26 protein-coding genes are annotated in these 24,304 nt (G+C 41.3%); 21 read left to right on the forward strand and 5 right to left on the reverse strand.

The genetic code is table 11. The annotated features are described in order from the left end of the window. Positions 1-249: 249 nt before the first annotated feature. Positions 250-1,725, forward strand: coding sequence for a protein adenylyltransferase SelO (locus ACQV1I_RS11880; RefSeq protein WP_094701616.1), 1,476 nt, complete (start codon positions 250-252; stop codon positions 1,723-1,725). 189 nt (positions 1,726-1,914) lie between these two features. Here ACQV1I_RS11880 and ACQV1I_RS11885 read toward each other — a convergent pair whose 3' ends face one another. Then, on the reverse strand, positions 1,915-2,100 hold the full coding sequence (locus tag ACQV1I_RS11885) for a hypothetical protein (RefSeq protein ID WP_094701615.1): 186 nt from the start codon (positions 2,098-2,100) through the stop codon (positions 1,915-1,917). A gap of 141 nt (positions 2,101-2,241) precedes the next feature. Between ACQV1I_RS11885 and ACQV1I_RS11890 the strand changes: the two genes are divergently transcribed. Beyond that, positions 2,242-3,546, forward strand: coding sequence for an AAA family ATPase (locus ACQV1I_RS11890; RefSeq protein ID WP_116334515.1), 1,305 nt, complete (start codon positions 2,242-2,244; stop codon positions 3,544-3,546). Positions 3,547-3,561: 15 nt separating this feature from the next. Beyond that, complete coding sequence (locus ACQV1I_RS11895) at positions 3,562-5,316, forward strand: vWA domain-containing protein (protein WP_116334514.1); 1,755 nt, start codon at positions 3,562-3,564, stop codon at positions 5,314-5,316. Between the two features lie 85 nt (positions 5,317-5,401). On the opposite strand, the gene ACQV1I_RS11900 is transcribed toward ACQV1I_RS11895, so the two are convergent. Continuing rightward, entirely contained in the window at positions 5,402-6,274 is an 873-nt protein-coding gene (locus ACQV1I_RS11900; RefSeq protein WP_094701660.1) for a 5'-3' exonuclease, read from the reverse strand. A gap of 263 nt (positions 6,275-6,537) precedes the next feature. Here ACQV1I_RS11900 and ACQV1I_RS11905 point away from each other — a divergent pair, with 263 nt between their 5' ends. Next, on the forward strand, positions 6,538-6,738 hold the full coding sequence (locus ACQV1I_RS11905; protein ID WP_018670996.1) for an alpha/beta-type small acid-soluble spore protein: 201 nt from the start codon (positions 6,538-6,540) through the stop codon (positions 6,736-6,738). A 105-nt stretch (positions 6,739-6,843) separates the two neighbouring features. Here the strand turns inward: ACQV1I_RS11905 and ACQV1I_RS11910 are convergent, their stop codons facing one another. Further along, positions 6,844-7,512: a DUF2642 domain-containing protein gene (locus ACQV1I_RS11910; protein WP_116334513.1), complete on the reverse strand. Its 669-nt coding sequence runs from the start codon at positions 7,510-7,512 to the stop codon at positions 6,844-6,846. 42 nt (positions 7,513-7,554) lie between these two features. Next, entirely contained in the window at positions 7,555-8,496 is a 942-nt protein-coding gene (locus tag ACQV1I_RS11915; protein ID WP_116334512.1) for a hypothetical protein, read from the reverse strand. A gap of 237 nt (positions 8,497-8,733) precedes the next feature. Between ACQV1I_RS11915 and ACQV1I_RS11920 the strand changes: the two genes are divergently transcribed. From ACQV1I_RS11920 to ACQV1I_RS11960, 9 genes are all read left to right on the forward strand, one after another. Next, positions 8,734-9,009, forward strand: a complete 276-nt coding sequence (locus ACQV1I_RS11920; protein WP_116334511.1) for a hypothetical protein — start codon at positions 8,734-8,736, stop codon at positions 9,007-9,009. Positions 9,010-9,141: 132 nt separating this feature from the next. Further along, a complete protein-coding gene (gene cobT, locus ACQV1I_RS11925) occupies positions 9,142-10,206 on the forward strand; it encodes a nicotinate-nucleotide--dimethylbenzimidazole phosphoribosyltransferase (RefSeq protein WP_094701609.1) in 1,065 nt (354 codons plus the stop codon). Positions 10,207-10,246: 40 nt separating this feature from the next. Next, positions 10,247-11,356, forward strand: coding sequence for a threonine-phosphate decarboxylase CobD (cobD, locus tag ACQV1I_RS11930; RefSeq protein WP_236645835.1), 1,110 nt, complete (start codon positions 10,247-10,249; stop codon positions 11,354-11,356). Positions 11,357-11,372: 16 nt separating this feature from the next. Next, positions 11,373-11,969 carry a bifunctional adenosylcobinamide kinase/adenosylcobinamide-phosphate guanylyltransferase gene (cobU, locus tag ACQV1I_RS11935; protein WP_094701607.1) on the forward strand — a complete coding sequence of 199 codons (597 nt, stop codon included), beginning with the start codon at positions 11,373-11,375 and terminating at the stop codon, positions 11,967-11,969. Beyond that, positions 11,966-12,736 (forward strand): adenosylcobinamide-GDP ribazoletransferase, encoded by a 771-nt coding sequence (gene cobS / locus ACQV1I_RS11940; RefSeq protein WP_094701606.1) that lies wholly within the window; start codon positions 11,966-11,968, stop codon positions 12,734-12,736. Before cobU ends, cobS begins: the two co-directional genes overlap by 4 nt. Then, positions 12,730-13,350, forward strand: a complete 621-nt coding sequence (locus ACQV1I_RS11945) for a histidine phosphatase family protein (RefSeq protein WP_094701605.1) — start codon at positions 12,730-12,732, stop codon at positions 13,348-13,350. Before cobS ends, ACQV1I_RS11945 begins: the two co-directional genes overlap by 7 nt. Next, positions 13,338-14,033, forward strand: a complete 696-nt coding sequence (locus ACQV1I_RS11950) for an adenosylcobinamide amidohydrolase (RefSeq protein WP_116334510.1) — start codon at positions 13,338-13,340, stop codon at positions 14,031-14,033. The genes ACQV1I_RS11945 and ACQV1I_RS11950 overlap by 13 nt, the downstream gene beginning before the upstream one ends. 2 nt (positions 14,034-14,035) lie before the next feature. Continuing rightward, positions 14,036-15,022, forward strand: a complete 987-nt coding sequence (cbiB, locus tag ACQV1I_RS11955) for an adenosylcobinamide-phosphate synthase CbiB (RefSeq protein WP_018670987.1) — start codon at positions 14,036-14,038, stop codon at positions 15,020-15,022. Between the two features lie 140 nt (positions 15,023-15,162). Continuing rightward, entirely contained in the window at positions 15,163-15,996 is an 834-nt protein-coding gene (locus ACQV1I_RS11960) for a GTP pyrophosphokinase (protein ID WP_094701603.1), read from the forward strand. A 92-nt stretch (positions 15,997-16,088) separates the two neighbouring features. Here ACQV1I_RS11960 and ACQV1I_RS11965 read toward each other — a convergent pair whose 3' ends face one another. Continuing rightward, entirely contained in the window at positions 16,089-17,468 is a 1,380-nt protein-coding gene (locus ACQV1I_RS11965; RefSeq protein ID WP_116334509.1) for a class II fumarate hydratase, read from the reverse strand. A gap of 187 nt (positions 17,469-17,655) precedes the next feature. Here ACQV1I_RS11965 and ACQV1I_RS11970 point away from each other — a divergent pair, with 187 nt between their 5' ends. From ACQV1I_RS11970 to ACQV1I_RS12005, 8 genes are all read left to right on the forward strand, one after another. Continuing rightward, positions 17,656-18,882, forward strand: a complete 1,227-nt coding sequence (locus ACQV1I_RS11970; RefSeq protein ID WP_094701601.1) for a D-alanyl-D-alanine carboxypeptidase family protein — start codon at positions 17,656-17,658, stop codon at positions 18,880-18,882. Between the two features lie 151 nt (positions 18,883-19,033). After that, on the forward strand, positions 19,034-19,870 hold the full coding sequence (locus ACQV1I_RS11975; RefSeq protein ID WP_094701600.1) for a protein phosphatase 2C domain-containing protein: 837 nt from the start codon (positions 19,034-19,036) through the stop codon (positions 19,868-19,870). Positions 19,871-19,921: 51 nt separating this feature from the next. After that, positions 19,922-20,473 (forward strand): phosphodiesterase, encoded by a 552-nt coding sequence (gene yfcE, locus ACQV1I_RS11980; protein ID WP_094701599.1) that lies wholly within the window; start codon positions 19,922-19,924, stop codon positions 20,471-20,473. 54 nt (positions 20,474-20,527) lie between these two features. Beyond that, entirely contained in the window at positions 20,528-20,833 is a 306-nt protein-coding gene (locus ACQV1I_RS11985; RefSeq protein ID WP_018670981.1) for an ArsR/SmtB family transcription factor, read from the forward strand. Between the two features lie 117 nt (positions 20,834-20,950). Beyond that, positions 20,951-21,274, forward strand: a complete 324-nt coding sequence (locus tag ACQV1I_RS11990; protein ID WP_116334508.1) for a hypothetical protein — start codon at positions 20,951-20,953, stop codon at positions 21,272-21,274. A 48-nt stretch (positions 21,275-21,322) separates the two neighbouring features. Then, positions 21,323-22,339, forward strand: a complete 1,017-nt coding sequence (gene namA, locus ACQV1I_RS11995) for an NADPH dehydrogenase NamA (RefSeq protein WP_116334507.1) — start codon at positions 21,323-21,325, stop codon at positions 22,337-22,339. Between the two features lie 301 nt (positions 22,340-22,640). Next, a complete protein-coding gene (locus ACQV1I_RS12000) occupies positions 22,641-23,309 on the forward strand; it encodes a GntR family transcriptional regulator (RefSeq protein WP_116334506.1) in 669 nt (222 codons plus the stop codon). 42 nt (positions 23,310-23,351) lie between these two features. Beyond that, the gene (locus tag ACQV1I_RS12005) at positions 23,352-24,278 is read left to right on the forward strand and encodes a DMT family transporter (RefSeq protein WP_116334505.1); all 927 of its coding nucleotides are present in this window, start codon (positions 23,352-23,354) and stop codon (positions 24,276-24,278) included. The last annotated feature ends 26 nt before the right edge of the window (positions 24,279-24,304 follow it).

Genomic DNA, 24,304 nt, shown 5'->3' on the forward strand with positions numbered 1-24,304 from the left:
GCCCTCTTAGTTCTGGTTCTACAAGAATTGTTTTGGTGTCAAAAAAACCAAAAATATGATAATGGGCGCCATCTATGTGCCGAAAGAGTATAATAAATTGGCAGAAGTAGACACTAACAGGGATTGCCTTGTGGGGGATAGAAAATAGATAACCAAAAATACCAAAGAATACTTATGATTTTTGTTCAATGGAACAGAAAAAACTAGCATAATAAACGACATAAACAAGAAAAGGGGAATGGAGATACGATGACAAAGGAAAAAGCAATAATAGAAACAGGATGGAATTTTGACAACAGTTATGCACAACTGCCGAAATCATTTTTTGCCAGTCTCAATCTAAACCCTGTATCTTCACCAAAGTTGATCATTCTTAATGATCCGTTGGCAACATCTCTGGGGTTGAACGTACAGGAGCTGCAAAGTGAAAATGGGGTAGAAGTGCTTGCTGGTAACCGGATTCCCAAAGGTGCTTTTCCTCTTGCTCAGGCTTATGCGGGGCATCAATTTGGGCATTTTACGAGGTTAGGAGATGGCCGCGCTCTGCTGCTTGGCGAGCAAATTACGCCCCTAGGTGAACGCTTTGATATTCAGCTTAAGGGTTCAGGGAAAACGCCATACTCTCGACGGGGTGATGGTCGAGCGGCACTTGGACCGATGCTACGCGAATACATCATCAGCGAAGCAATGCATGGGCTTGGTATTCCTACTACTCGCAGTCTAGCGGTGGTGACAACCGGTGAGTCAGTCATTCGTGAAACCGACCTGCCTGGTGCAGTTTTGACACGCGTGGCTGACAGCCATCTGCGCGTCGGCACTTTTCAATACGTTTCAAAATGGGGGACTGAAGAGGAACTCCGAGTACTAGCCGATTATACATTACAACGACATTTTCCAGAAGTTGAAGCTGGTGAGAATCGCTATCTTTTACTACTTCAGGAAGTGATCAAGCGTCAGGCCTTGCTGATTGCTAAATGGCAGCTGGTTGGCTTTATTCACGGGGTAATGAACACTGACAATATGGCCATTAGTGGAGAAACCATTGATTATGGTCCTTGCGCCTTCATGGATGCCTATGATCCGGCAACGGTATTCAGTTCCATTGACATTCAAGGCCGCTATGCCTATGGCAATCAGCCATATATAGCTGGTTGGAATCTTGCCCGATTGGCTGAAACCCTATTGCCTCTGCTACATGTCGATTATGAGCAGGCAGTCAAACTGGCTCAGGATGCGATTTCAGATTTTACTGAGTTGTATCACAGTAATTGGCTCACGGGAATGAGAGCAAAGCTAGGAATAAGCAACGAAGAGATACAGGATGAATCCCTTATTAAAGACCTCCTCAGTATGATGCAGAAGTATCGTGCGGACTATACCAATACCTTCCGCGCCTTAACTTTTGATACACTGGAGGACACGGTACTGTTTGGGACTCCAGAATTTACTCAGTGGCATGAGCTCTGGCAGGCGAGACTAAGCAGGCAGCAGGGATCGAAAGCCTCCGCACATCAGTTGATGCAAAACAGCAATCCTGCGCTAATTCCTCGGAACCACCGGGTAGAAGACGCTTTAGAAAGCGCAGTGAACCAAGGAGACTACAGCGTGATGGAGCGGCTTCTTGTTGCTCTTTCAAACCCCTACGCGCACTCTTCTGAGCAGGCGGAATACTCCAAACTGCCTCCGCTATCAACCGGTCCTTACCGAACCTTTTGCGGTACTTGATCATATAGAAGCGTTAGACAAACTTATTGATGTCAAGAAAAACGATGACAATAATTCTTCTATATGGTTATGTAAAATGTTCACTTACGAAGAAACGGATGGTTAATCTAAAATTCATGATACAAAAAGCTCGTGCTTTCTTTTGGAAAACCGAGCTTTTTTGTGTTATGATTCGATTCATCTTTTGGACTACTCAGCTTTTGGTAATACTTGGATGGGGGGAGGACTGTCCACTTTTCCGAAATGTAGGATTCTCCAGACTTCAAAAATTAGATGATGGGTCACTTGGTCTAATTCTTCCGTACGGGAAATAATTTTGTAAATTCGGTCCATCATGGCCTGATACTCTTCTTCGCTTAAATGCACGTGAGGCATGTCACATTCACCTTCCAATTTATGGTTTGTATCCTTATTGTCACCTTAATACCTGCGGTTTTAATCAGTGCTCAACTTTCTTTTTTTACTCTCATATGTCATCATGGAAGCAGATTTGTATCAGAGAGGAGCAGCAGATGTATGAAGCCAAATACGAAAGCTATGCAACGTGGCATACAAAGCGCTATTAAGCAATTGGAAGGGCGTTTCTTAGAGCGAGAGGAATTGATTCGTCTGCTGTTTTTAGCGGTCATGAGCGGTGAGAATGCTTTGTTGGTTGGACCGCCAGGAACTGCAAAATCACAGCTAGCTCGTGCCTTCTCACAATTATTTGGTACCAATCATTGGTTTGAATATTTATTGACACGCTTTAGCACACCGGATGAATTATTTGGACCCATCTCCTTACAACAATTAAAGCAGGATCAATATGTGCGCAAAACAAATGGATATCTACCTACGGCACAATTTGCATTTTTGGATGAAATTTTTAAGGCTAATAGTGCGATTTTAAACGCCTTACTGTCTATATTAAATGAACGTATCTTCTTTAATGGTCAAGAGAAGGAGGAAGTGCCGTTAATGTTTGTGATGGCGGCCTCTAACGAACTACCTGACGATCAGGAGCAATTAGCAGCGTTATATGATCGGTTTCTGATTCGTTATGAGGTTGGCTATTTGAAGCTTGCCTCCAGTTACGAAAAAATGTTCCAACTCGAATCGGAGCCACTTCCCACCTTATTTAACATGTACGAAGTAAAAGATGTACAACAGGCTGCTTCTAAAGTACATATACCGGAATCACTTGTTTATTTCTTATATAGATTAAAGCAGCAGATGGAAGATAAAGAGTTCATTATCTCTGATCGTCGTTTGCGTAAAATTGCATTGGTATGGCAGACCTCCGCTGTGTTAAATGGGCGGGAAGAAGTTTCTCTATGGGATACGGTGTTCACCCCACATATGCTATGGGACGTGCCCGAAGATTTGCCGACACTGATTGAGCTTTACCAAGAACGATTTATCGAGTCTTTGAAGGCAGAGCTAGAAAAGGAGCTACCATTGCGCTACTACGAACAAGTTTCAAGCAAATGGATGGAAAAAGAAGAAGAACTCCATGCTTTCCAATTTAAAAAGGAAATTGGCTCGAAAATGACCAAGGAAGCTTCAGAACAAGCAAAAATAATGCTAGAGCAATGCCAAATAGAATTGGAGGAAACAGCACGCCATTTACAACAAAAGCTGACGGAATGGCTTAAACATGAAGGGGACCTGCCTGGTTATCTTTTGGAGAAAAATTTCATGCTGCTACATGTAGAGTCCTATACGGTGAAGTTTGCTCACTTGCGTCTGGAGGGTGAACGACAATTACAAATCCTGCAGGGCTTGTATCGTACATTGTTTGACCGTGAGCTTCCTGGAGTTGAGTATGACTATACCTTGTAGTGGTGGTGAACGGATATGTTTATACGACACCAGCGTGTAGATCGCTATGTGTTTGATGCTTATTTTCGTTCTTCTCGTATGGCAAAGGAATGGGTGGAGGAAACGAAGCGTAAATCGCCATGGTTTAGTGAGCCACTCTTGTTTGATTTTTTCTTAGCTTTTTATTTGAAACAACCGGAGGTAAATGAAGCTAGTGATGTTTCTCCTTTTCATCGTTGGATGATACGTTCCTTGTTGCGTCAGCATTTTTACCAAAGTATTCATCCAAGAACAATAGCCAGAGAGAGCGCCTCTTTTAAAACAGCGAGTAAGGCACTTATGTGGCTGGTTTCTAGCTTTGAAGAAGAGGTGGAGAAGCGTAGAAAAATGGACAGGATGCTAGGTGTTGGAGATCAACCACAGCAGGGTCAGAAAGGCGATGAGCAATCGAACCAACCTGAGCAAACGGATCAACTACTAGAGCGTCTGACTCCAAAACAACAGGAGCAATTGCGATTGGTAGGCTACACCTTACAGCAGGGCAAGCGGATGGTTGAGGAAAAAGAAGAATCTCAATCTACTCGTCCGTTGGTAGAAGAAGAAGTGCGGTTATTGCGTAGTCGAATCGAAGAGTTGCAAGAAGAGATGAAAACGAATTATATAAAGCGTCCCAAGCTGTTGCAGAAAATAAAAAAGCTAGAAGAGGAAGTAGTGCAAAAACAGAAGCAAATAGACCGCCTCATGAAGCAAGAAAAATCGGCAATACATCACCTAGAACAAGAATTGGGTGATTGGTTACATCAATCATTAAAGAAGTCATTAGAGGCAGAAGAGAAGGATACCTCATACTTGCACGCCTTATTAGAGGCGAGTCAACGTTTTTCGAATCGGCGTTGGGGAAGTGAACTAGGGAAATTAAGACGAGAAACATATGAAAAATATTTAAAATGGGTAGAACAGCTTACAAAGCATCCAGACCTGATACACTTTTTGCAGGAAGTGGGACGTAACGTTCATGAATTCTCCATGCGTAAAAAAAAGCGTAAAGAGCGACGGATACCGGAAGAATATGATGATTTAAGACAATCTGGGAATTTGTCCCATTTATTGGCAAGCGAAGCGGTATTACTCGCTGATCCTGATTTAGAAACCTACTTCATGGTCAAGGCACTAGAACAAAAATTACTTACTTATGATACGATTGGATGGCGCGATGACCCTCCTAGTGGACCTGTTCTTTGCATGTTAGACAGTTCTCATTCTATGCGAGGTGCTAAACTTCGGCTAGCCCAAATTTTTGTTATGACTTTCGCAGCTATCTCTTTATTGGAAAAACGTGACTTTATGCTAATGCTATTTGGGACAAAGGGTGAGGTTGTCGAACGCCCTTTGTATTATAAAAAGCCGGATTGGACTGGATTTTATCAGCTAGCTCAACAGGCTTTTGGTGGAGGCACTAATTTCGATGAACCAATAAAGCGTGGCATACATATTCTGGATGAGAATCCAAAGTTCGAGGCTGCTGATTTTGTCATGATTACAGATGGTATTGGAGAAATATCTCCACCAGTGCGCCAGTTATTAGGGCAGGTAGCTAAAGAAAAACAGGTTCAATTACATTCATTAATTATGGGAACGGCGCGGCAGCATCTCGTGCAGACCTATGACCTAATCGGCATTTCTCACCATGTACGCTTCGCCACTTCATGGGAGACCAATGACCCGGAGAAAAGCTACGTAATTGAATTGAGTAGAGAATATCTTGCTTGTGAACAATGCTGTTTGGATTAGTATGCCCAAAATGAAACCCTGTAAATATAAAAGAGCTGTAGACCATTGAGGTTTTACAGCTCTTTTTGTTTGTCTGTTTCTTGTTTTATCCAATCCGTGCAAGCATTGTTTTGCTAAATTCTAATTCATTCATTTTTTCTAAAACCAATAGGGGATCGTATTGCCAGCTCGCCTCTTCTAATACCAACTCCACGGGTACATTAGAGAGAATGGTCGCTAATTTTTGACTCATATATACCTGTTCCTTATTCTCAACCAATTTGGCGCGCATTTTAGGTGTTAGGGAGTCTAAATTGGCATAGAGATTGTCCAAGGAATCATGCTCCTTTATTAACTTCACTGCTGTTTTTTCACCAATACCAGGGCAACCTGGGATGCAGTCGGAAGTATCCCCTTGCAAGGCCTTTACATCAATGACTTGAGCAGGAGTAATTCCTTTTTGTTCGAGTAAAGACTGCGGGCAGTAATGTTCATGCTTACCCCCGTTTTTTAAAATTTTAACATGTACCTGATCGGAGACAAGCTGCAAATTGTCATAATCACCAGAGCAAATAATTACTTCGTGTCCTTCTTCAGCAAATCGTCTGGATAACGTACCTAAGATATCGTCCCCTTCATAACCAGACAAGCCTATATTAGGTATAGAAAAAGCTTGAGTAACTTCCTTTACCAGCGAGAACTGAGGAATTAACTCAGCAGGTGGTTCAACTCGGTTCGATTTATACCCATCGTACCACTGGCTTCGCAATAAGGACTCGCGAGAAGCAACATCCCAAGCAACGATCAAATGAGTTGGTTGAATCAAGTCTGCATAATCAAGCATCATTTTGGTAAAACCATAGACAGCATTCGTGTACAAACCGCTTTTTGTCTGCCGAATACTGCCTGTCCAAGAGGAGGCATAGAATGCACGGAATAGAAAGCTCATGCCATCCAATAGTAAAATTTTATTCTTCAAAGCAAGTAACTCCTCCCATAATAAAGCCAACTTTCTCTATTCCTTGATTATAGCACGAAAGACAGGGATTAGCTGATTTCTAGAAAATAGTAAAAAAAAGCAGGAATGAAATAAATGAAATGATACATGATATAGATACACCCCACACAATAGCAAAGAAATAGTGTAGCCGCTAGCATTGAGCTTATCTAAAGCAGATAGGTTGAATGCTGAAGGCCACAATAGCCTCAGCAAAAATCCAAACAGAATGGAGATGAAAGGTTATGGCAGCTAACAACAATGGTTCTAGCAACAACCTTTTAGTTCCTCAAGCTAACCAAGCTCTTGACCAATTGAAATACGAAATCGCTACTGAATTCGGCGTACAATTGGGACCAGACACTACTTCTCGCCAAAACGGATCTGTTGGTGGAGAAATCACGAAGCGCCTTGTTTCTTTCGCTGAGCAACAATTAGCTCGCTAATTAAACAACAGCATACGTGGATGATGAGGGATGAAACACCCTCATAACGAAAAGGAGGGTCGGTTTGCTTTTAAGCACCGATCCTCCTTTACTTATGCAGAGTTATTAGGAAGGAAGATGAATCGTTTTAATATGCTGTACATTCCAACTGGTTCGATCTCCGTTAGCATTGGTAAGCTCCAATAAATTGTTTTCTAGACGGCTGACTATTCCAATCTTATGAGGATCATCACCTGTATCAAGTATAGTTAGCTCTCCTTCTAGTCGTTTCATCTGTTCTTCAAAAGAACGAGAAAGCGGAAACTGAGATGGTTTAATTGGTAGATGATGACTACTAAGGGAGAAAGGGGTAATGCTTCGGCTGTAAGGGATTAGCCATTTCAAATGATGGAGGGAAATAAACATAGTCTTAAAGATCGGGGAATAGAACACCAGGTAATTGTTTAGAATTGTCGTCACGTAACCGTGTAAAGAGTGTTTACCTGTCACATGGATCTCTATGAACAAACCTTTTGCGTTATTTAGTATATTACGATAGGAAAGAGCTTCTTTATTTAAAAAGATGGGACTATCTTGTATCTCAAGAGCATTGACTAGATCTGTAGTTACCTGTCTGATTGATTTTACATGTATCCAAGGTACATAAATGTATCGCGTACCATCATATAAGACGAGGATATCAATCCCCTGATCCATAACCTTACCCATTATTTGCTTCTCTTCAGGTAATGCTACTTCAACAAACTGATTTATGAAGGGAGAGATGGGTTCCAAGAGAGGCTGCCTCCTTTCCAAGGCTAATGGGAGAGTAACGGTCTACTTTTTCCCTCTCGGAATAAACGCACCTGGCAGTTTTATCGTAACCCTTTGGATGGAATTCCCTTTTTGTCTGAAAGGATATTCTGTTCTTATCGCAACTTGCTTTGAGGAGTTCCTTTTTGGACGGATTTTTATTGCTGGTGGTGCAGGAAAGAACGTTTTCCGTTTATGCTTATCGCGTTTTTTCACACGTAAGCTGAATATTTCTCGATTACCTACATTTTTGGTATTCTGATTAGCTACAGGAGTTGCATCGCGAGCTGTTGTTATTACACTAGCAATCGTTGCTTGGGAAATCCAGATGAGTTCCTTATCATGGACCAATGCAATTTGATTCTGATCCGCTTGCGTCAAAATACCTGATATAGTTTCATGACATGCGAAATGGATGTGAACAAATGTATTTTGTAATTTGGTTAATAAAGAGGAGAAATTGGGAGCATCATGAAACTTATCCAAAGGGCTGGTAGTTCTAATTTTATCATCATTTCGATCTTTTTTATGATGTTTAGGTGGTCTTTCTTGAATACCTATGGACTTGATTTCATTTGATTGATAATACACAAATGTCTCTTTATTGGTTTGCAAAACAGCATAGTCAGTGCCAACGAAACGAAGTAGTCCTGTGCGAGAATCATTCCCATTTTGTTCAATTTTCACTCTTTTATTGACCAGAAATCCTAACAGTTGTTGGAATGATGCGGCATCGATTACTTCCTGAGGGATTCCTTCCTTAATTTCAAATGGCGGGTGTCGAAAATCCTCTTCAATACTAGTAAGTGGTGGCAAATAATAATACAAGACTTGGCTATCTTCTGATAATTGAACGAGGTAGTTTGATTTGACAGCCAGCAAGATTCCACGCAGTGATTCAGCTCCACCTCTATAGAGGCGTACAGTCTTGCCGACCAGAGACTGTAAAGTGGTAATATCGAACATGTTATACATAGCCCCTTTCATTTGACCAATCAAGATATTTACTATGCATGTATATGTATCCCCCGACATTCTTGCTGTAAACAAGAGCCCTTTTCTTGAATAATTCCACATTTGCCCTAGATTCCAGCCCTTTCTTGTTGCACTGGTTATTCACACAAACGGCATGAGCGGACTAGTCATATGGTAGTAAAGAAACCATGTGCTTATCAATAACGCACAGGAGAGGGGAAATAATCAGTGAAAAAAAGTACGGCAAAACGAATTTTGCGTGATTATCCTGAATTTGAATCGTGGCTAAAGCAAAAGCCAACGCGTGTTGCCAAAGTGCTAAGCAATCCTGCCCAGATGGACAAATATTTAGAGCAATGGGAAAAGGAAAAAAGAAAGGAACGTACCTCTTTCGCTTCCTTTGTTAATTTAGAGAATATTTCAGAGAAAACACGTAAAGTAAACGAGAAGCTAACTAGTTTGCAAAGTATATTGGACGTTATTTCTGATAACAAAAAAATATAAGTGAATAATTTGTGGATTTTGTGGGGTGGTGGTCAGAAGCCAACCCTTTTTTCTTTTATTCTGCTATACTAGAAAAGTAAAATATTTATACTAAACGGGCAATGGACCTAGACATCTGAGGAGGATTTTGACATGAGCTTTAGCGATAAATTATCTAGTATGATACATACGATACCAGCCATAGATCTGGTAGCAGCCGAACAGGCAAAAAAAGAACTGAAACGTTTGACCAAACCTGTTGGAAGTCTAGGCGTTTTAGAAGATATAGTTGTTCAGTTGGCTGGCATTACAGGACAAGCTAAGCCGCGAATCGAGCGAAAAGATGTCGTTGTTATGTGTGGCGACCATGGGATTGTGGATGAGGGTGTAAGCGCCTGCCCTCAGGAAGTAACTCAACTTATGATGGTTAACTTTATTAATGCTGGAGCAGCAGTAAACGTGTTAGCTAGACAAGTTGGTGCTGAAGTAACGGTAGTTGACATTGGCTCTAAAGCATCGGAAGTACCTGAGAATGTCATAAATAGGAAAGTGAAAGCAGGAACAAACAACTTTGCTAAAGGCCCAGCAATGAGCAGAGAAGAAGCTGCACAAGCGATCTTGGTGGGAATTGAAACAGCGCAGGAGCTGGCGAAAAAAGGCAGTAATGTCATTGCTCTTGGTGAGATGGGAATCGGAAATACAACGCCTAGTGCAGCGATTACCAGTGTATTATTAGGCCGTCCGCTGGGAGATGGTTTGGTAGGACGAGGTTCGGGTATAAATGACAAATCTCTTTTAATCAAACGTGAAGTAATTCAACGCGGTATTGAGGTAAATAAGCCTCAGGCAGACGATGCGTTGGATGTACTTGCTAAGGTAGGTGGCTTAGAGATTGCCGGAATGGCTGGGGTAACGCTTGGTGCTGCTCTTTCTCGTGTTCCTGTACTATTAGATGGAGTGATTGCTTCAGCGGCCGCATTGGTAGCTGCACGTCTTCAACCAGCAATTATTCCTTACCTCATGGCCACTCATTTATCAGTTGAACCTGCTCATCAATATATTCTGGAAGATTTAGGTATTCAACCATCCCTTCACTTAAACATGCGTTTAGGGGAAGGAACTGGTGCTACGCTATTTATGCCAATGATGGATTCAGCTTGTCGTGCATTGCAAGAGATGGCTACCTACTCTGATCTAGGTCTACCTGATCCAGAGTAACAAATAAACTGAGATTAGGTGAGGCAACAGGAAGAGGGGCATGATTATGATAGAGCGTTTTGGACATGGTGGGGACATATGGACTGCTGCAGAGTCCTTTGGCCTAGAGGCGGATCGTATTCTTGATTATAGTTCAAATATTAATCCGTTTGGACCTCCTGAGCAGCTTTTTTCTATACTGAAACAAGCATTACCACAGGTCCTTAGATATCCTGATCCCACATGCCGTAATCTTCGCAAAGCAGTTGCAAACTCGCTTGGATCACATATTCAACCAGAAAATATCTTGGTAGGGAATGGAGCTGCTGAGTGCTTGCACTTGGCGGTTTCCGCTCTCAAGCCACAAATCGTAGGGATTATTTGTCCCTCTTTCTCAGAATATGAAGCGATTGCAAGACAAGCTGACTGTGAGATTCGCATGCTATTTACGAAAAAAGAGGAGCAGTTTTTACCTGACGTCGAAGAGTTATGTGCCTTCGTGAAACAGGTGGATATGCTGTTCATTGGACATCCTAACAATCCAACGGGTAATTTTCTGCCACGTAACGAATTACAAAAGGTGGCTGAAGCTTGTGAACAACACAAAACCTATCTTTGTGTGGATGAAGCATTTCTGGACTTTGTGAATCAATCTGAGAAGCATTCTTTAGTAACTGATCTTCATAAGCTTCCCCATGTGCTTTTATTTCGTTCAATGACTAAAATGTACGCGATTGCAGGGCTGCGGCTCGGTTACGTAATGGGACAAGAGCAAGTGATCAGACGTCTAAAATCTAAACAGATATCCTGGAGTGTGAATCATTTAGCGCAAGTGGCAGGTGAATTCCTACTTCAACAGCATGATTATGTGTTACGAACTCAGGAATATGTTGCTACACAAAGAGCAAGCTTGCTTACATCTCTTGAAACACTGCCAGGCATCACAACTTTTAGGAGCGAAACCAATTACTTATTAGTTCATGTAGATTCTACTCAATCTCAACTACTTCAAGAAGAGATGGCTAAAAGAGGCATCTTAATTCGAAATTGTAGTATGTATCCAGGTTTAGGTGAAGGATATATACGACTTGCGATAAAAACAAAAGAAGAGAACGAACGAATGGTAAGCGTGTTCCGTGAATCCCTACAAATCCTGTCAACTAGGAGATAAAAGGAGAGAAGGTATCATGAAGATCATTCTTATTACAGGTGGCGTTCGATCGGGGAAAAGTACTTTTGCCGAAAAGCTAGCGGAACAACAGAAGCAGGAACATGGCGGCGCTTTAGTGTATCTTGCAACAGGGCAAGCTTGGGATGAAGAAATGCAAAATCGGATTCATTTACACAGAGAACGAAGAGAGAATAATTGGGAGACGGTGGAAGAGCCATATGAATTACAGATGGCGATCCAAGCTATGGTCGAAGCCGATAAGCGTGAAGGATCTTCTGAGTCACCGATTATTTTATTGGATACATTCTCAGGCTGGATTGCGAACTTATTAATGCAGCTGCCTGAAGATCAACTAAGTAATTCCGCTGTCCGTCAAGCTTGTCAACAGCAAATAATCTCTTGTGTATCTGCTATGCGTTCCTTAGATCGGACATGGATAGTGGTAAGTGATGAGGTTGGACTAGGTGGAGTAGCGCTATCTAAGTTGGGCAGAGCATTTCAGGATATTACTGGTTTTGCTAATCAGATAGTAGCACAATATGCTGACGAAGTATATGTAGTGGTGGCTGGTATCCCGATGAAGATTAAAGGGAGCGAGGCGAGTGATAAATGAATGCGTTTTGGAGCGCACTAACCTTTCTTACGCGCATTCCGGTACGCTTTCAAGCAACAGAGCAAGATTGGTATCATAGCGTAAAACATTATCCCTATGTGGGGATGGTTATCGGAATCTTTTTAGCGGGAATCGCAGGGATTACCCAGTGGCTGTTTCCAGATGTCTTACATTCCCTTGCAGTGGTTGCATTTTGGGTTTATATAACTGGCGGCCTGCATTTAGATGGTTGGATGGATACCGCTGATGGACTTGGATCTGCTCGTTCACGTGAACGCATGCTAGAAATCATGAAGGATAGTCGAGTCGGAGCAATGGGTGTACTTGCTTGTTTTCTCTTATTAGCGGTAAAGGTGGTATCATTGTATTGGATTACGACTAACTTACCTTTACTATCAGTCAGTTACGTATTGATTATTATCCCGTTTGCAGCTCGCGTTTCCTTACTTGGATGCATTTATTTTTGGCCTTATGTGCATAAAGGGAAGGGAATGGCTTCTGGTTTTAGGGAGCATCTGCATATGAAGCACATTATCATTTCAATTGTTATCTCAAGCCTTGTCGCTTTCTTATTAGTTGGATACCAATTAGCGTTCATTTTTTTCGTACTTACGACGGTCACGCATTATCTGTTTAATCGAATGATTGTCAAACAGCTGGGCGGCTTAACGGGCGATACCTATGGGGCACAAATTGAATGTATTGAGATGGTATTGCTTCTTGGGGCGGTCAGCTACCTACATCACGGAGGTTTGATTGGATGGTAAAAGTTATTTGGTTACGACATGCTATAACAGCCGAAAATCTGGCTAAACAATATATTGGGCACTATGATGTTCCTTTATCGAACAAAGGAGTAGCACAGGCCCAGCAGGTCGCAAAATTCTTAGCTAATCAGCCCCTTACAGCAATCTTTACAAGTGATTTAATGCGAGCTAAGGAAACGGCGGCTATTGTGTCAGAATACCATCCAAATCTTCCTGTGCAGACCAGTAGTGACTTACGTGAAGTGTTTTTTGGTGAGTGGGAAGGGTTGACGTACCAAGAGATTGAGCGAATAGATCGGAAACGAATTTATCAATTTTACGATGATCCGTGGAATGTAGCCCCTCCTGGTGGGGAAAAATTACTAGAATTACAAAAACGGCTAGAGCGATTCGTGAACCAAGAAATCAGTCCTTACTGCAAGAAGACAAAAGGTTATTCGAGTGACCCCAATCCTATTTTATTGGTGGTTACTCATGGTGGAATGCTACGCTTGGTTTCTGCTCTTTTATTAGAAAATGATCCAGGTCGTTATTTTGATTCGTCCATTGGGCATGGGCAATTTCTGATTACGTGTTGTAGGGAAGACGGAGAGTGGGAAACATGCAATTTATAGAAGATTGGTATTTAGATGTAAACAAAGAACGTGTGCTTATTAGTTATCCTAAAGGGTTTCGTGCTTGCTCTAGTGCTGTTTTTGGTGGTGGAATTAGCGAGGCGAAGTGGATATTAAACCAGTATGTGGGAAAGGGCTACTTATCAGATAATCCTCAGGAAGATATCAGAGAGTTTGTCCTGCAAAATCGAGCAATACCTGAGCAAACAATAGGATTGTTGACAGCAGCCTGTGTGGAGGAATTAGGGATTTCTACATTAAAAGGAGACGAATTTGAACTCTGTGCAGTTGTGACCACTGGCATTGGTAATGCGGTTCGAGCAGGTACCGTAGAACAGCGCTATAATGCCTATGCAGCTGGTACGATTAATACCGTCGTATTCATTGATGGAAATCTGACAGACGGGGCTCTAATAAATGCTGTCATTACGGCAACAGAAGCTAAAACGATTGCGTTAGCAGAAATGGGAATTAGCGATGGAGAGGGAAGATGTGCAACAGGAACTACTACTGATGCCATTGTAGTGGCGGCTACTTGTAACCAATCACGTTATCAGTCCGTCCATCCTTATGCTGGAACTGCTACGAACTTGGGCCATGCAATCGCTTGTGCAGTACGTGATGCTACTCGCATGGCGCTTACCCATGAGCAAAATCGAAAAGAGCGTAGGAGTGCAGAATAATTATGGAAATAATGCTAGGAACTAGCTTGTTATGTGCCTATCTATTGGATCTTATTATTGGGGATCCACGCTGGATTCCACACCCGGTGATTGGCATGGGAAAAGTGATTACATGGCTGGATCGTCATATTCGACCGATATATCAGACACTTGTTAGCCGCGGGCGTTCGGCTGTACTCTCAGGTCGTTTGTTAGGTCTTTTATTTCCAGTGGTATTAGTCAGTTTGGCTTTTTTGGTTCCATATTTTTTATTGAAGGGGCTAGCTAGCATTCATCCATGGCTTGCTTTCACAGCTGAGGTTGTATTGATTGCTACCACAATTGCTACAAAAGGACTTGCTCAAGCTGGACAAAAAATATATGCGGCTTTACAGAAGGGCGATCTAGGGGAAGCCCGCTTTCAATTGTCGATGGTAGTTGGACGTGATACAGAACAGCTGGATGAGAAGGAAATTTCACGTGGCACTGTGGAAACAGTAGCAGAAAACATTGTGGATGCAGTTACTTCTCCTTTATTTTTTGCCATGCTAGGTGGAGCACCGCTTGCTATGGCCTATCGGGCGGTTAATACGTTAGATTCAATGGTAGGCTATAAAAATGAGAAGTACTTACACCTTGGCTGGGCTTCCGCACGTTTAGATGATCTCTGTAACTATCTTCCCGCACGAATCACCTTTGTTTTTCTGATTCTAGCATCGTTCTTTTTGGGAAAAGATTGGCGAGATGCCTGGAAAGCAGGAATTCGTGATGCAAGTAAGCATCCAAGTCCAAACAGTGGGTGGAGTGAAGCGGCTGTTGCTGGTGCCCTACACATTCAATTAGGAGGAACCAATACCTATCAAGGGGTGGTTTCTCACCGTGCTCTCATGGGGATACCAAAGACCGAGCTTCATGCTGTGCACATTAAACAAACCATACAGCTTCTATATGCAACCACTTTTTGCTATACCTTATGCGCTTTCATTTTAAGAGGGTTGCTTTTATACTAAAAGAAGGAACGGTCCGAATAAGGCTGGAGTTTGTATGATTTTGACTCGAAAACGGCAGGATTTTTTGTTGTTACGTCGAAATACAATAAAAGAAATGCTAGACTATCGTGTCATCCGAGATTGATGGGGGTTCTAAACCTATGAGCGAAATTAAAAACATAAAAGCTCGCATACCCAAAAAAGTACTAAACCGTCTCGTCACAATTTTAAATCCGTATGAGCAAGTTGTTGACGAATTAAAGCTAAAGGTAAAAGGAATAAAATACGGGTTTCTAAAAGGTGGACGCTATTCTCCGATTGAATTTGTAGTCGGGCGAGTCAAGAAAACAGATAGTCTATTACGAAAAGCTCTTCTTAGAGGAATTGATTTTGCTCAAGATGATTGGGAAAATAGATTGTGTGAAGAGATTACCGACATCGCTGGTATCCGTGTTGTTTGCCGCTATATTGATGATGTCCGGGAAGTGCAGAATCTGCTGATGGAACGGGAAGACTTTGTGGTACATGACGTTAAAGATTATATTACCAATCCAAAAGAATCTGGCTATCGTAGCATTCATATGATTGGGGATTATACGGTGTATCATGGAAGTGAAAAGAAAATCTTGCCTTGTGAAGTACAAATCCGGACGTTAGGCATGAATTTTTGGGCAACCAATGAGCATGAATTGCGTTATAAATATGACGGAAATATTCCTTCAGACGTATTAGAACAGCTGCATATTGCTTCGACTGTCACCAATCAATTAGATGAGTTGATGAACAGTTTACGTCAGGAAATTATGACGCCACCAGAGCTTGACACTGATATGGAAGAAAGATTGGAAGAAATCTTCTCACTTTATGTTAAACAAGATTTTGAATCTGCTGAAGCGCTATACAAGGAACACTTTATTGGGTATGAAGAAGCTTTTCTGGATAATCCAAAATTCCGTATGATTAATGAACTGTTAAGTAAACGGTTTGGAAAATAACTGATGTATAACAAAAAATAGCCTCAGTCTACGTGACGAGGCTATTTTACTATCAACATAGTAGGAATTAGATTCCTTCATATAAGATTCGGTTAGACGAGCCGTGCAGGATTTAATAACTCGTTGATTTCTATTGTCGTCAATTCGGTGTCTCTCGCAACGATTTCTCTAACGGTTTTTTTCTCCTGATAAGCAGTCTTAGCAAGTTTGGCGGCTTTTTCATAGCCAATTACAGGATTAAGGGATGTAGCAAGTGCAGTACTTTGCTCAACATAGTACTGACAACGCTCTGCATCAGCTTGGAGTCCTTCTATACATTTTTCACGGAATACTTGCATAGCATTTGTCAAAATATGAATGGAATGTAACAGGTTATAAGCGATAACGGGCATCATAACATTAATCTCCAATTGAGCACCCATCGTAGCCGCAGTGATTGTGGCATCATTGCCGATGACTTGCGCACAAACCATGTACATCATCTCAGCCATCACAGGATTTACTTTTCCTGGCATGATGGATGACCCAGGCTGAACAGCGGGAAGTATCAGCTCGCCAAGTCCAGTGCGTGGCCCTGAACCAAGTAAGCGTAGGTCGCTTGATATTTTTAATAGGTGAATCGCTAGCTCCTTTACAGCATGGCTTGCTTGAATAGCACCCATGGTATTTTGCATAAAAGCGAAACGATCACGAGGCTGCTTAAAAGGTTGGTCTGTTCGAAGTATAATCTCACGTAATGTTCGTTCTGCGTACTCAGGATGAGCGTTAATTCCAGTACCTACCGCGTTACCCCCAATACCGATCACGTATAGCTCCAAGAGAGCATGCCGAATACTTTTTTCAGCCGATACTAGGGACGCTGCATAGCCTCCGAATTCTTGTCCCAGTCGGATGGGAACGGCGTCTTGTAAATGGGTTCTTCCTGATTTGATGATAGGGTCAAATTGTTTGGATTTTTGTTTTAGGGCGTAGTGAAGTCGCTGAAGAGATGGTAGCAATTCTTTTTTTATCATTTCGACAGCACTAATATTAATGGCTACATGTATCGTATCATTGGTTGATTGAGCCATATTTACATGATCGTTGGGGTGGACAAGCGAAAAATCTCCTTTTTCACCACCTAATATTTCAATTGCGCGGTTTGCGATAACCTCATTTGCATTCATATTTTGAGAGGTACCCGCACCAGCTTGATAGGCATCTACTACGAATTGATCGTCCCATTTGCCATTAATCACTTCTTCTGCGGCTGCTACAATAGCTCTAGCAATAGGTTCGGATAAATTGCCCACTTCTCTATTTGCAACAGCCGCAGAGGCTTTGATGATTCCTTGTGCTTTAATGAATGCTCGTGGTAAACGAAGACCGCTAATGGGAAAGTTATGGATAGCGCGTGTGGTTTGTGCATCGTAATATACGGATCGAGGGATATACACCTCGCCTAACGTGTCTTTGCTGATGCGTTCATCCATCTGTAACATCCTTTCCATAAAAAAATTTTACGTAAATAATGACAAGCGATAAATACCGCTAATACAACATTTTTACCCATTTCCCCCAGCATTTAATCGACAAAATGTCCAAATAGGCACTTGTTCAATGCCTTTTCCATTTGATAGAGTGGTGAGGTAACTTGTTCGTAGAAAGGATTTTACAAGCATGAAAAAATGGATGAAAACGTTCTTGGCAATTGGTTTTTCTCTGATTACGTTTGGAATTCAGCCAAGTTACGCTGCGCAACCACCAGCCCTACCACTAGAAGAAGTAAAAGGGGAGGGTGCGATTCTCATTGATGGCTCGTCAGGAACCGTTCTATTTGAAAAAAATCCCCAACAGTATTTATTTCCTGCTAGTATTACCAAAATCGCCACTGCTATTTATGCTATAGAAAACGGAAATATAAACGATATGGCCACCGTTTCTAATAAGGCGAGAACGGTAGAAGGATCCCGCGTCTATCTGGCTGAGGGTGAACAAGTATCCATGCGAAATTTACTCTTTGGGCTGATTTTAAATTCAGGTAATGATGCTGCCATTGTGATTGCCGAACACATGGCTGGTTCCACAGAAGCTTTTGCTGAAAAGGTTAATGCTTATTTAAAAGAAAAAGTCGGAGTAAAAAATACTCATTTTACGAATCCTCATGGATTGCATGATGAGAATCACTACACAACTGCTGCTGACATGGCTAAGATTGCGCAGTATGCCATGAAAAATCCCTTCTTACGTGAAATTGCCGGTACCAAACGTTATGAATGGCACCAAAAAGAATGGGATACCGTGCTGGTCAATCATAATAAAATGCTTACTACTTATGAAGGAACCACAGGTTTAAAAAATGGCTTTACGGATCAAGCGCGAAATACTTTGGTGGTTACAGCTAAACGGGGAGATACAGAACTGATTGCGGTTACCATGAAGGCACCATCTAATGTGGTTAGTTATCAGGATGTAAACAAAATGCTCGATTTTGGCTTTACCCATTATGAAACGAAAAAGATCGTAAATGCAGGACAGTACCTGGTATACCAACCCCAGACTGATACCGAGAAGGCAGCAAACTTTTATACGGATAAAGATTTATTTATCACGGTTCCCAAACAGACTACATACGAACAAAAGCTACTGAACAACGGGGACCTTGAGGTGACTTTATCCAATGGAGAAGTGAGGAAGCTACATCTACAACCTGAAGTACTTCCGACGGCTGTTTCTACTTCAGAGGAGAGCGAACAGGTGATTACTCATAATCCAATTGCTCTATATGGTATTGTCGTATTTTGGGCGTTACTTAACTTGTTTTTCATCCTTTTCTTCATTCGTTTATTACGCGCGAAACGGCGTACGAGGCGTACGAATATTGTGTTGAGAAAACGAGCAAATTAAAAATAAGCAAGCTTACTATGAGCTATATATGCGAAAGAACAATCGGACAAGCCGGTTGTTCTTTTTTTGCAGGAAAAAGTTATAATAGAAAAAGATGTAAGATTATTGAAAATATAGACAGACACGTAGAAGAATGTAGGAGGGCATTGCAATGAGAATAGAAACGTTTACTAGCAAGGGTATAGGCTGTTTAAACGAAGATTCGTTGATTGTTCATCCAACCCTCCCTATTTATGGTGTGGTTGATGGTGTTACTTCACTACATGGATTCGTTAATGAAAATAAACAAACCGGTGGATACCTGGCTTCAACAGCTATTGCTCGTTATTTTACACAGATACATAGGCTGATCTCGTTACCAGACCACATAGCGACTGCTAATTTGCTTGTTCGTCTACACATGCAGGAAGCCGGAATTGATCTGTCTTTTAAACAAAATCTTTGGGGAGCCGCAGTTGGAATTGTGGCAATCGAGAAGAACGGTATATCGTATGCACAAACAGGAGACTGTATGATTTTTGCTGTATATGAAAATGGTAATGTACGTATATTAACTCGTCCACAAGTGGAGATGTTAGAAGAACGTACATTGCAAAAATGGCAGGAAGGTATTGAGAATGGTCTACTATCACGTACGGAATTAAGTCTACTCATTCGAGATTTAATTATTCAAAATCGTAAATTACAAAATGAACCAAATGGCTATGGAGTATTAAATGGAGAGGAACAAGCCATAGATTTTGTGGAATATGGCAGAATTAATCGTGTTGGAGTAAAGCACGTGATCATGATTACAGATGGATTGTTCTGGCCATTAGGCAATCAAAAAAAGCAGGATTGGTCATCGATGGTTCATAAAATAATGGATATGGGTCTAGAAAACTATGCTCAAGCGCTAACAAAGGTAGAAGAAAGCGATCCAGAATGTGTGAAATACCCACGATTTAAAATCTCTGATGACAAAACGGGTATCATCCTTACACTATAAGCAAAGATTGGTATAATAGGGATTGAACCAAATAAAAAGGTGGTAATCAGCATGAAGTTATTTTTTCTCTCAGACATCCACGGTTCTTTAACCTATGCCCAAGTAGCCCTAGAAGCATTTGAACGAGAACAGGCAACTCATTTAATCCTATTAGGAGATGTGATGTATCACGGACCACGCAATGCCCTCCCAGACGGATATAGTCCGTCTGAAGTAGCCACTCTGCTAAATAGGTATTCTAACAGCATTACAGCTGTACGTGGAAATTGTGATTCAGAAGTAGATCAGATGCTCCTTCATTTTCCGATTATGAGCGATTCTAATACGATCATTACGGACAAACGTCGTATTTTTGTTACGCATGGACATATTTATCATGAGGATCATCATCCGGCATTATCGGTTGGAGATGTGTTGATTCATGGTCACACACATATCCCGATGGCCAAGAAAAAGGGTGATCTATTTATCCTAAACCCTGGTTCCATAGCTATACCGAAAGAGAATCATCCGCATACATATGGGGTGATTGAGGATGATCAGTTTTTGATTAAAAAATTGGATGGCGAGGTGTATATAGAGTCTTCACTCGTATTGAATTGATCGGGAATTCATACTGCTATTGACATATCGGGAAATATCGATATAATCATCATTATGGATTATGTCATGATTTTTAAAGCTTTATCGAATGAAACCAGATTGCAAATGTTACATTGGTTAAAGGAGCCAGAGCTACACTTTCCGCCATCCTCTTGCAACTATGAGCATTTTCCAGGAGGAATCTGTGTAGGACAAATTCAAGAAAAAGCAGGTCTATCCCAATCGACCACGTCACAGTATCTAGCAATTATGCAACGTGCGGGGTTATTAGAAGCTAGGCGCTTTGGTCAATGGACGTACTATCGCAGAAATGAGGAAATGTTGCAGAAACTGGCTACATATTTCGAAAAGGAGTTGTAAAAGAAGAGTGGAACACCGTTTCATTTTTCTTTTTTAACCTAATATCGGAAATTTCCGATATTCCGATTTATCATATTGCAGTGACTACACATGATATACCTTCAAAAGGAGAGTCCCATGAAAATTAGTGTACTGGATCAATCGTATGTAATATACGAGGGAACCCCAGAGCTAGCCTTGGAGCAAACGACTGAGCTAGCGCAATACGTGGATGAAATTGGGTATCACAGGTATTGGGTGTCTGAGCATCATCATTCCGAAGCGCTAGCAGGTTCATCTCCAGAAGTTCTTGCCCTAAAAATCAGAGAACTACAAGAGCGATATCCGATTGAAGAGTTGATGGCAGTTTCACCTATTTATGATGTAAGTGCCCGTAAACGATCCTATGCCTTATTAAAGCAGGCTGTGGATGAAGCAAGTTCGGGTTATACATACAGCTAAAAAATCATTCAAATCAAATGCAGGAAACAAAACTAAGGAGGAAGAAAGATGACTGTGAAATTATTTCAACCCTATCAAGTAAAAGAGGTTACATTAAAAAATCGTATTGTCATGGCTCCCATGTGCATGTATTCTGCAACTGAAAAAGACGGAAAAGTTACTGGCTTTCATATTACGCACTACACAACACGCGCTGTAGGACAGGTAGGTCTTATAATCGTGGAAGCTACTGCTGTTGAAGCTCAGGGACGCATTTCTGAATTTGACCTAGGGATATGGAATGATGAACACATTGCTGGATTACAAAAAATAGTCGACCAAGCACATCAATATGGTGCAAAAATGGGGATTCAATTAGCACATGCTGGCCGAAAAGCAGAGGTTCCTGGTACCATCTATGGGCCATCTGCAATTGCATTCGACGAGGGTAGTCGTGTTCCAGAAGAAATGTCAGTTGAGAAAATCAAACAGACAGTAGAAGCATTTAAGCAAGCAGCAATTCGAGCCAAACAAGCAGGCTTTGATGTCATTGAAATTCATGCTGCTCATGGATATTTATTGCATGAATTTTTATCCCCGCTCTCTAATCAACGAACAGATGAATATGGGGGCTCTCAAGAAAAGAGATACCGTATATTATCAGAAGTAATAACAGAAGTGAAGAGTGTTTGGGAAGGACCGTTGTTGGTGCGTGTCTCCGCTACTGACTACACAGAAGGGGGCTTAACCATTGAGGATCACGTACAATTCGCAGCTTGGATGAGAGAACAGGGCGTGGATCTTATTGACGTTAGTTCTGGTGCGCTCGTTCGGGCTACTATTAATGTGTATCCAGGCTATCAAGTAAAATTATCAGAGCAAATTAAAGAAGAAGCGAACATTCCAACTGGTGCAGTAGGATTAATTACATCTCCAATACAAGCAGAAGAGATTTTACAAAATAATCGTGCAGATGTAATCATTTTGGGCCGCGAGCTGTTACGCAATCCATACTGGGCTAGAGGTGCTGCAGATGAATTGCAAGTGGAGATTGAAGCACCAAGACAGTATCGATTGGGCTGGTAAACGTATGCGTATGCGTGACAACATTCATTCTTGAATGGATTGCAGGTAATCCTTTTAAAAAAATTGTTTGTAGAAATTACACAAATTGACTATGAGAAGCTAGTGATCCTTTGAACGTATAGGATTCTAGCTTTTCTTGTGTTAGGCGATTATTGCAAGAAAGCTGAGATATTTGTGAATGTACATAAATACAGTAATTGGTTTGACCTTATGGATAAAATGGTATAAGTTATAGTATATATATGAAATATATTTCTGACAATTTAAATAAAGCTTACAATACATTAAAAGAGGGGTTACTATGCCAATTCCTAAGAATTACACTTCTTCTATTCGCTTAACGGCAAAAGAAAAAGCGTTTCGACAGCTACAGATCTGGATTATTGATGGAACCTTAGAGCCTGGGGAAAAGTTATATGATGCTGAAATTGCAGAAGCGATAGGAGTAAGCAGGACTCCTGTAAGGGAAGCCTTTCAGCTACTCGAAGTCCAAGGCTTTATTGAAACCTATCGAGGGCGAGATACAAGAGTTACTACTGTTTCAAAAGAAGATGTACAGACGATGTATTTACCCCTTGCTTCCCTGCAAGCATTGGCAGCCAAATTAGCTGCGACTACGATTACAGAAGAACAAATTGCAAAATTAAACGACATAAATGTTAGCTATAGACAAGCCATCCACGATAAGGACGTACCTAAAATTGTAGAAATGGATAGTCAATTTCATACCTTTATTTTAGAAATTGTGGACAATCCCTATATTATTAATTTTACATCTGTCCTTCAGCTACATATTCAACGCTTAGAATATATCTTTTTTAAGCAACAACACATTCCTAAGGAAGATTCAATTGGTGAACATGAGAGAATCGTTCAAGCTTTTATAGAGAAAAATGAAAAGCTAGCTGCAGAGATTATGGAGCAAAATTGGCTACGTCCGATGAAAGAAGTTTATCAACTGATGCAATGAAATAAATAACCGTGAAGAATAGTAGATCAGTGAGGAGACCATATGAAAACTGAAAAGATTGTGTTGCCTAGAAAAACCGGCGTTGCCTTGGTACTTACAGGAGCCGTGTTGTGGGGGATATCAGGTACTGTTGCTCAATATCTGTTTCAGCATCAAGGCTTTAGTCCCGAGTGGTTAGTTGTTATACGCCTATTACTGTCAGGGATTATTTTATTAGCAGTTGCCTATCGAAAGGAGAAGCAAAATATTTGGGGAATTTGGAAAAGCACCCGGGAGCGATTCAGTCTCATCTTATTTGGTATCCTAGGAATGCTAGCGGTTCAATATACGTATTTTGCAGCTATTAAGCATGGGAATGCCGCAACAGCTACGATCCTTCAATACTTGGCACCTGTGCTTATTACGTGCTACGTGGCTATTCGGTTTAGAAGATTACCTACTTTAAAAGAGCTACTTGCTGTCATTCTGGCACTTTTGGGAACATTTTTACTGGTTACACATGGAAGCATTAATAGCTTATCTATTTCTGGATGGGCATTATTCTGGGGGATTGCCTCAGCTGTAGCATTGGCTTTCTACACATTACATCCACATAAACTTCTTGCCAAATGGGGAGCAGCAATCGTAGTAGGTTGGGCAATGCTAATAGGAGGTATTGGTTTTAGTTTGGTCCATCCACCATGGAGATTGGAGGGGCAGTGGTCGATGTCTTCCTCTTTAGCCGTAATTTTTATTGTGTTATTTGGAACACTAATTGCTTTTTATTGCTATTTGGAAAGTCTCAAGTATCTTAGTGCCTCAGAAACTAGTTTATTAGCTTGTGTCGAGCCTGTTTCGGCAGCTGTCTTATCAGTGATCTGGCTACATGTATCCTTTGGCTTTACAGATTGGGGAGGTACTTTGTGTATTCTTGTTACCATTGCTATACTCTCCCTGGGTGGGAATAAGGAGACTGTAAAGACAAATTAGGTTTTACCCTCCTTCTGAACGTGAAA

The sequence above is a fragment of the Brevibacillus sp. JB24b genome (assembly GCF_051713385.1).
Taxonomy (GTDB): domain Bacteria; phylum Bacillota; class Bacilli; order Brevibacillales; family Brevibacillaceae; genus Brevibacillus_B; species Brevibacillus_B laterosporus.

Excerpts from the sequence above, each read along its gene's own strand:
- ACQV1I_RS11880 (WP_094701616.1), top strand. The coding sequence starts at position 250 with ATGACAAAGGAAAAAGCAATAATAGAAACAGGATGGAATTTTGACAAC.
- ACQV1I_RS11885 (WP_094701615.1), bottom strand. The coding sequence starts at position 2,100 with ATGCCTCACGTGCATTTAAGCGAAGAAGAGTATCAGGCCATGATGGAC.
- ACQV1I_RS11890 (WP_116334515.1), top strand. The coding sequence starts at position 2,242 with ATGAAGCCAAATACGAAAGCTATGCAACGTGGCATACAAAGCGCTATT.
- ACQV1I_RS11895 (WP_116334514.1), top strand. The coding sequence starts at position 3,562 with ATGTTTATACGACACCAGCGTGTAGATCGCTATGTGTTTGATGCTTAT.
- ACQV1I_RS11905 (WP_018670996.1), top strand. The coding sequence starts at position 6,538 with ATGGCAGCTAACAACAATGGTTCTAGCAACAACCTTTTAGTTCCTCAA.
- ACQV1I_RS11915 (WP_116334512.1), bottom strand. The coding sequence starts at position 8,496 with ATGTTCGATATTACCACTTTACAGTCTCTGGTCGGCAAGACTGTACGC.
- cobT (WP_094701609.1), top strand. The coding sequence starts at position 9,142 with ATGAGCTTTAGCGATAAATTATCTAGTATGATACATACGATACCAGCC.
- cobD (WP_236645835.1), top strand. The coding sequence starts at position 10,247 with ATGATTATGATAGAGCGTTTTGGACATGGTGGGGACATATGGACTGCT.
- cobU (WP_094701607.1), top strand. The coding sequence starts at position 11,373 with ATGAAGATCATTCTTATTACAGGTGGCGTTCGATCGGGGAAAAGTACT.
- cobS (WP_094701606.1), top strand. The coding sequence starts at position 11,966 with ATGAATGCGTTTTGGAGCGCACTAACCTTTCTTACGCGCATTCCGGTA.
- ACQV1I_RS11945 (WP_094701605.1), top strand. The coding sequence starts at position 12,730 with ATGGTAAAAGTTATTTGGTTACGACATGCTATAACAGCCGAAAATCTG.
- ACQV1I_RS11950 (WP_116334510.1), top strand. The coding sequence starts at position 13,338 with ATGCAATTTATAGAAGATTGGTATTTAGATGTAAACAAAGAACGTGTG.
- cbiB (WP_018670987.1), top strand. The coding sequence starts at position 14,036 with ATGGAAATAATGCTAGGAACTAGCTTGTTATGTGCCTATCTATTGGAT.
- ACQV1I_RS11960 (WP_094701603.1), top strand. The coding sequence starts at position 15,163 with ATGAGCGAAATTAAAAACATAAAAGCTCGCATACCCAAAAAAGTACTA.
- ACQV1I_RS11965 (WP_116334509.1), bottom strand. The coding sequence starts at position 17,468 with ATGGATGAACGCATCAGCAAAGACACGTTAGGCGAGGTGTATATCCCT.
- ACQV1I_RS11970 (WP_094701601.1), top strand. The coding sequence starts at position 17,656 with ATGAAAAAATGGATGAAAACGTTCTTGGCAATTGGTTTTTCTCTGATT.
- ACQV1I_RS11975 (WP_094701600.1), top strand. The coding sequence starts at position 19,034 with ATGAGAATAGAAACGTTTACTAGCAAGGGTATAGGCTGTTTAAACGAA.
- yfcE (WP_094701599.1), top strand. The coding sequence starts at position 19,922 with ATGAAGTTATTTTTTCTCTCAGACATCCACGGTTCTTTAACCTATGCC.
- ACQV1I_RS11985 (WP_018670981.1), top strand. The coding sequence starts at position 20,528 with ATGGATTATGTCATGATTTTTAAAGCTTTATCGAATGAAACCAGATTG.
- ACQV1I_RS11990 (WP_116334508.1), top strand. The coding sequence starts at position 20,951 with ATGAAAATTAGTGTACTGGATCAATCGTATGTAATATACGAGGGAACC.
- namA (WP_116334507.1), top strand. The coding sequence starts at position 21,323 with ATGACTGTGAAATTATTTCAACCCTATCAAGTAAAAGAGGTTACATTA.
- ACQV1I_RS12000 (WP_116334506.1), top strand. The coding sequence starts at position 22,641 with ATGCCAATTCCTAAGAATTACACTTCTTCTATTCGCTTAACGGCAAAA.
- ACQV1I_RS12005 (WP_116334505.1), top strand. The coding sequence starts at position 23,352 with ATGAAAACTGAAAAGATTGTGTTGCCTAGAAAAACCGGCGTTGCCTTG.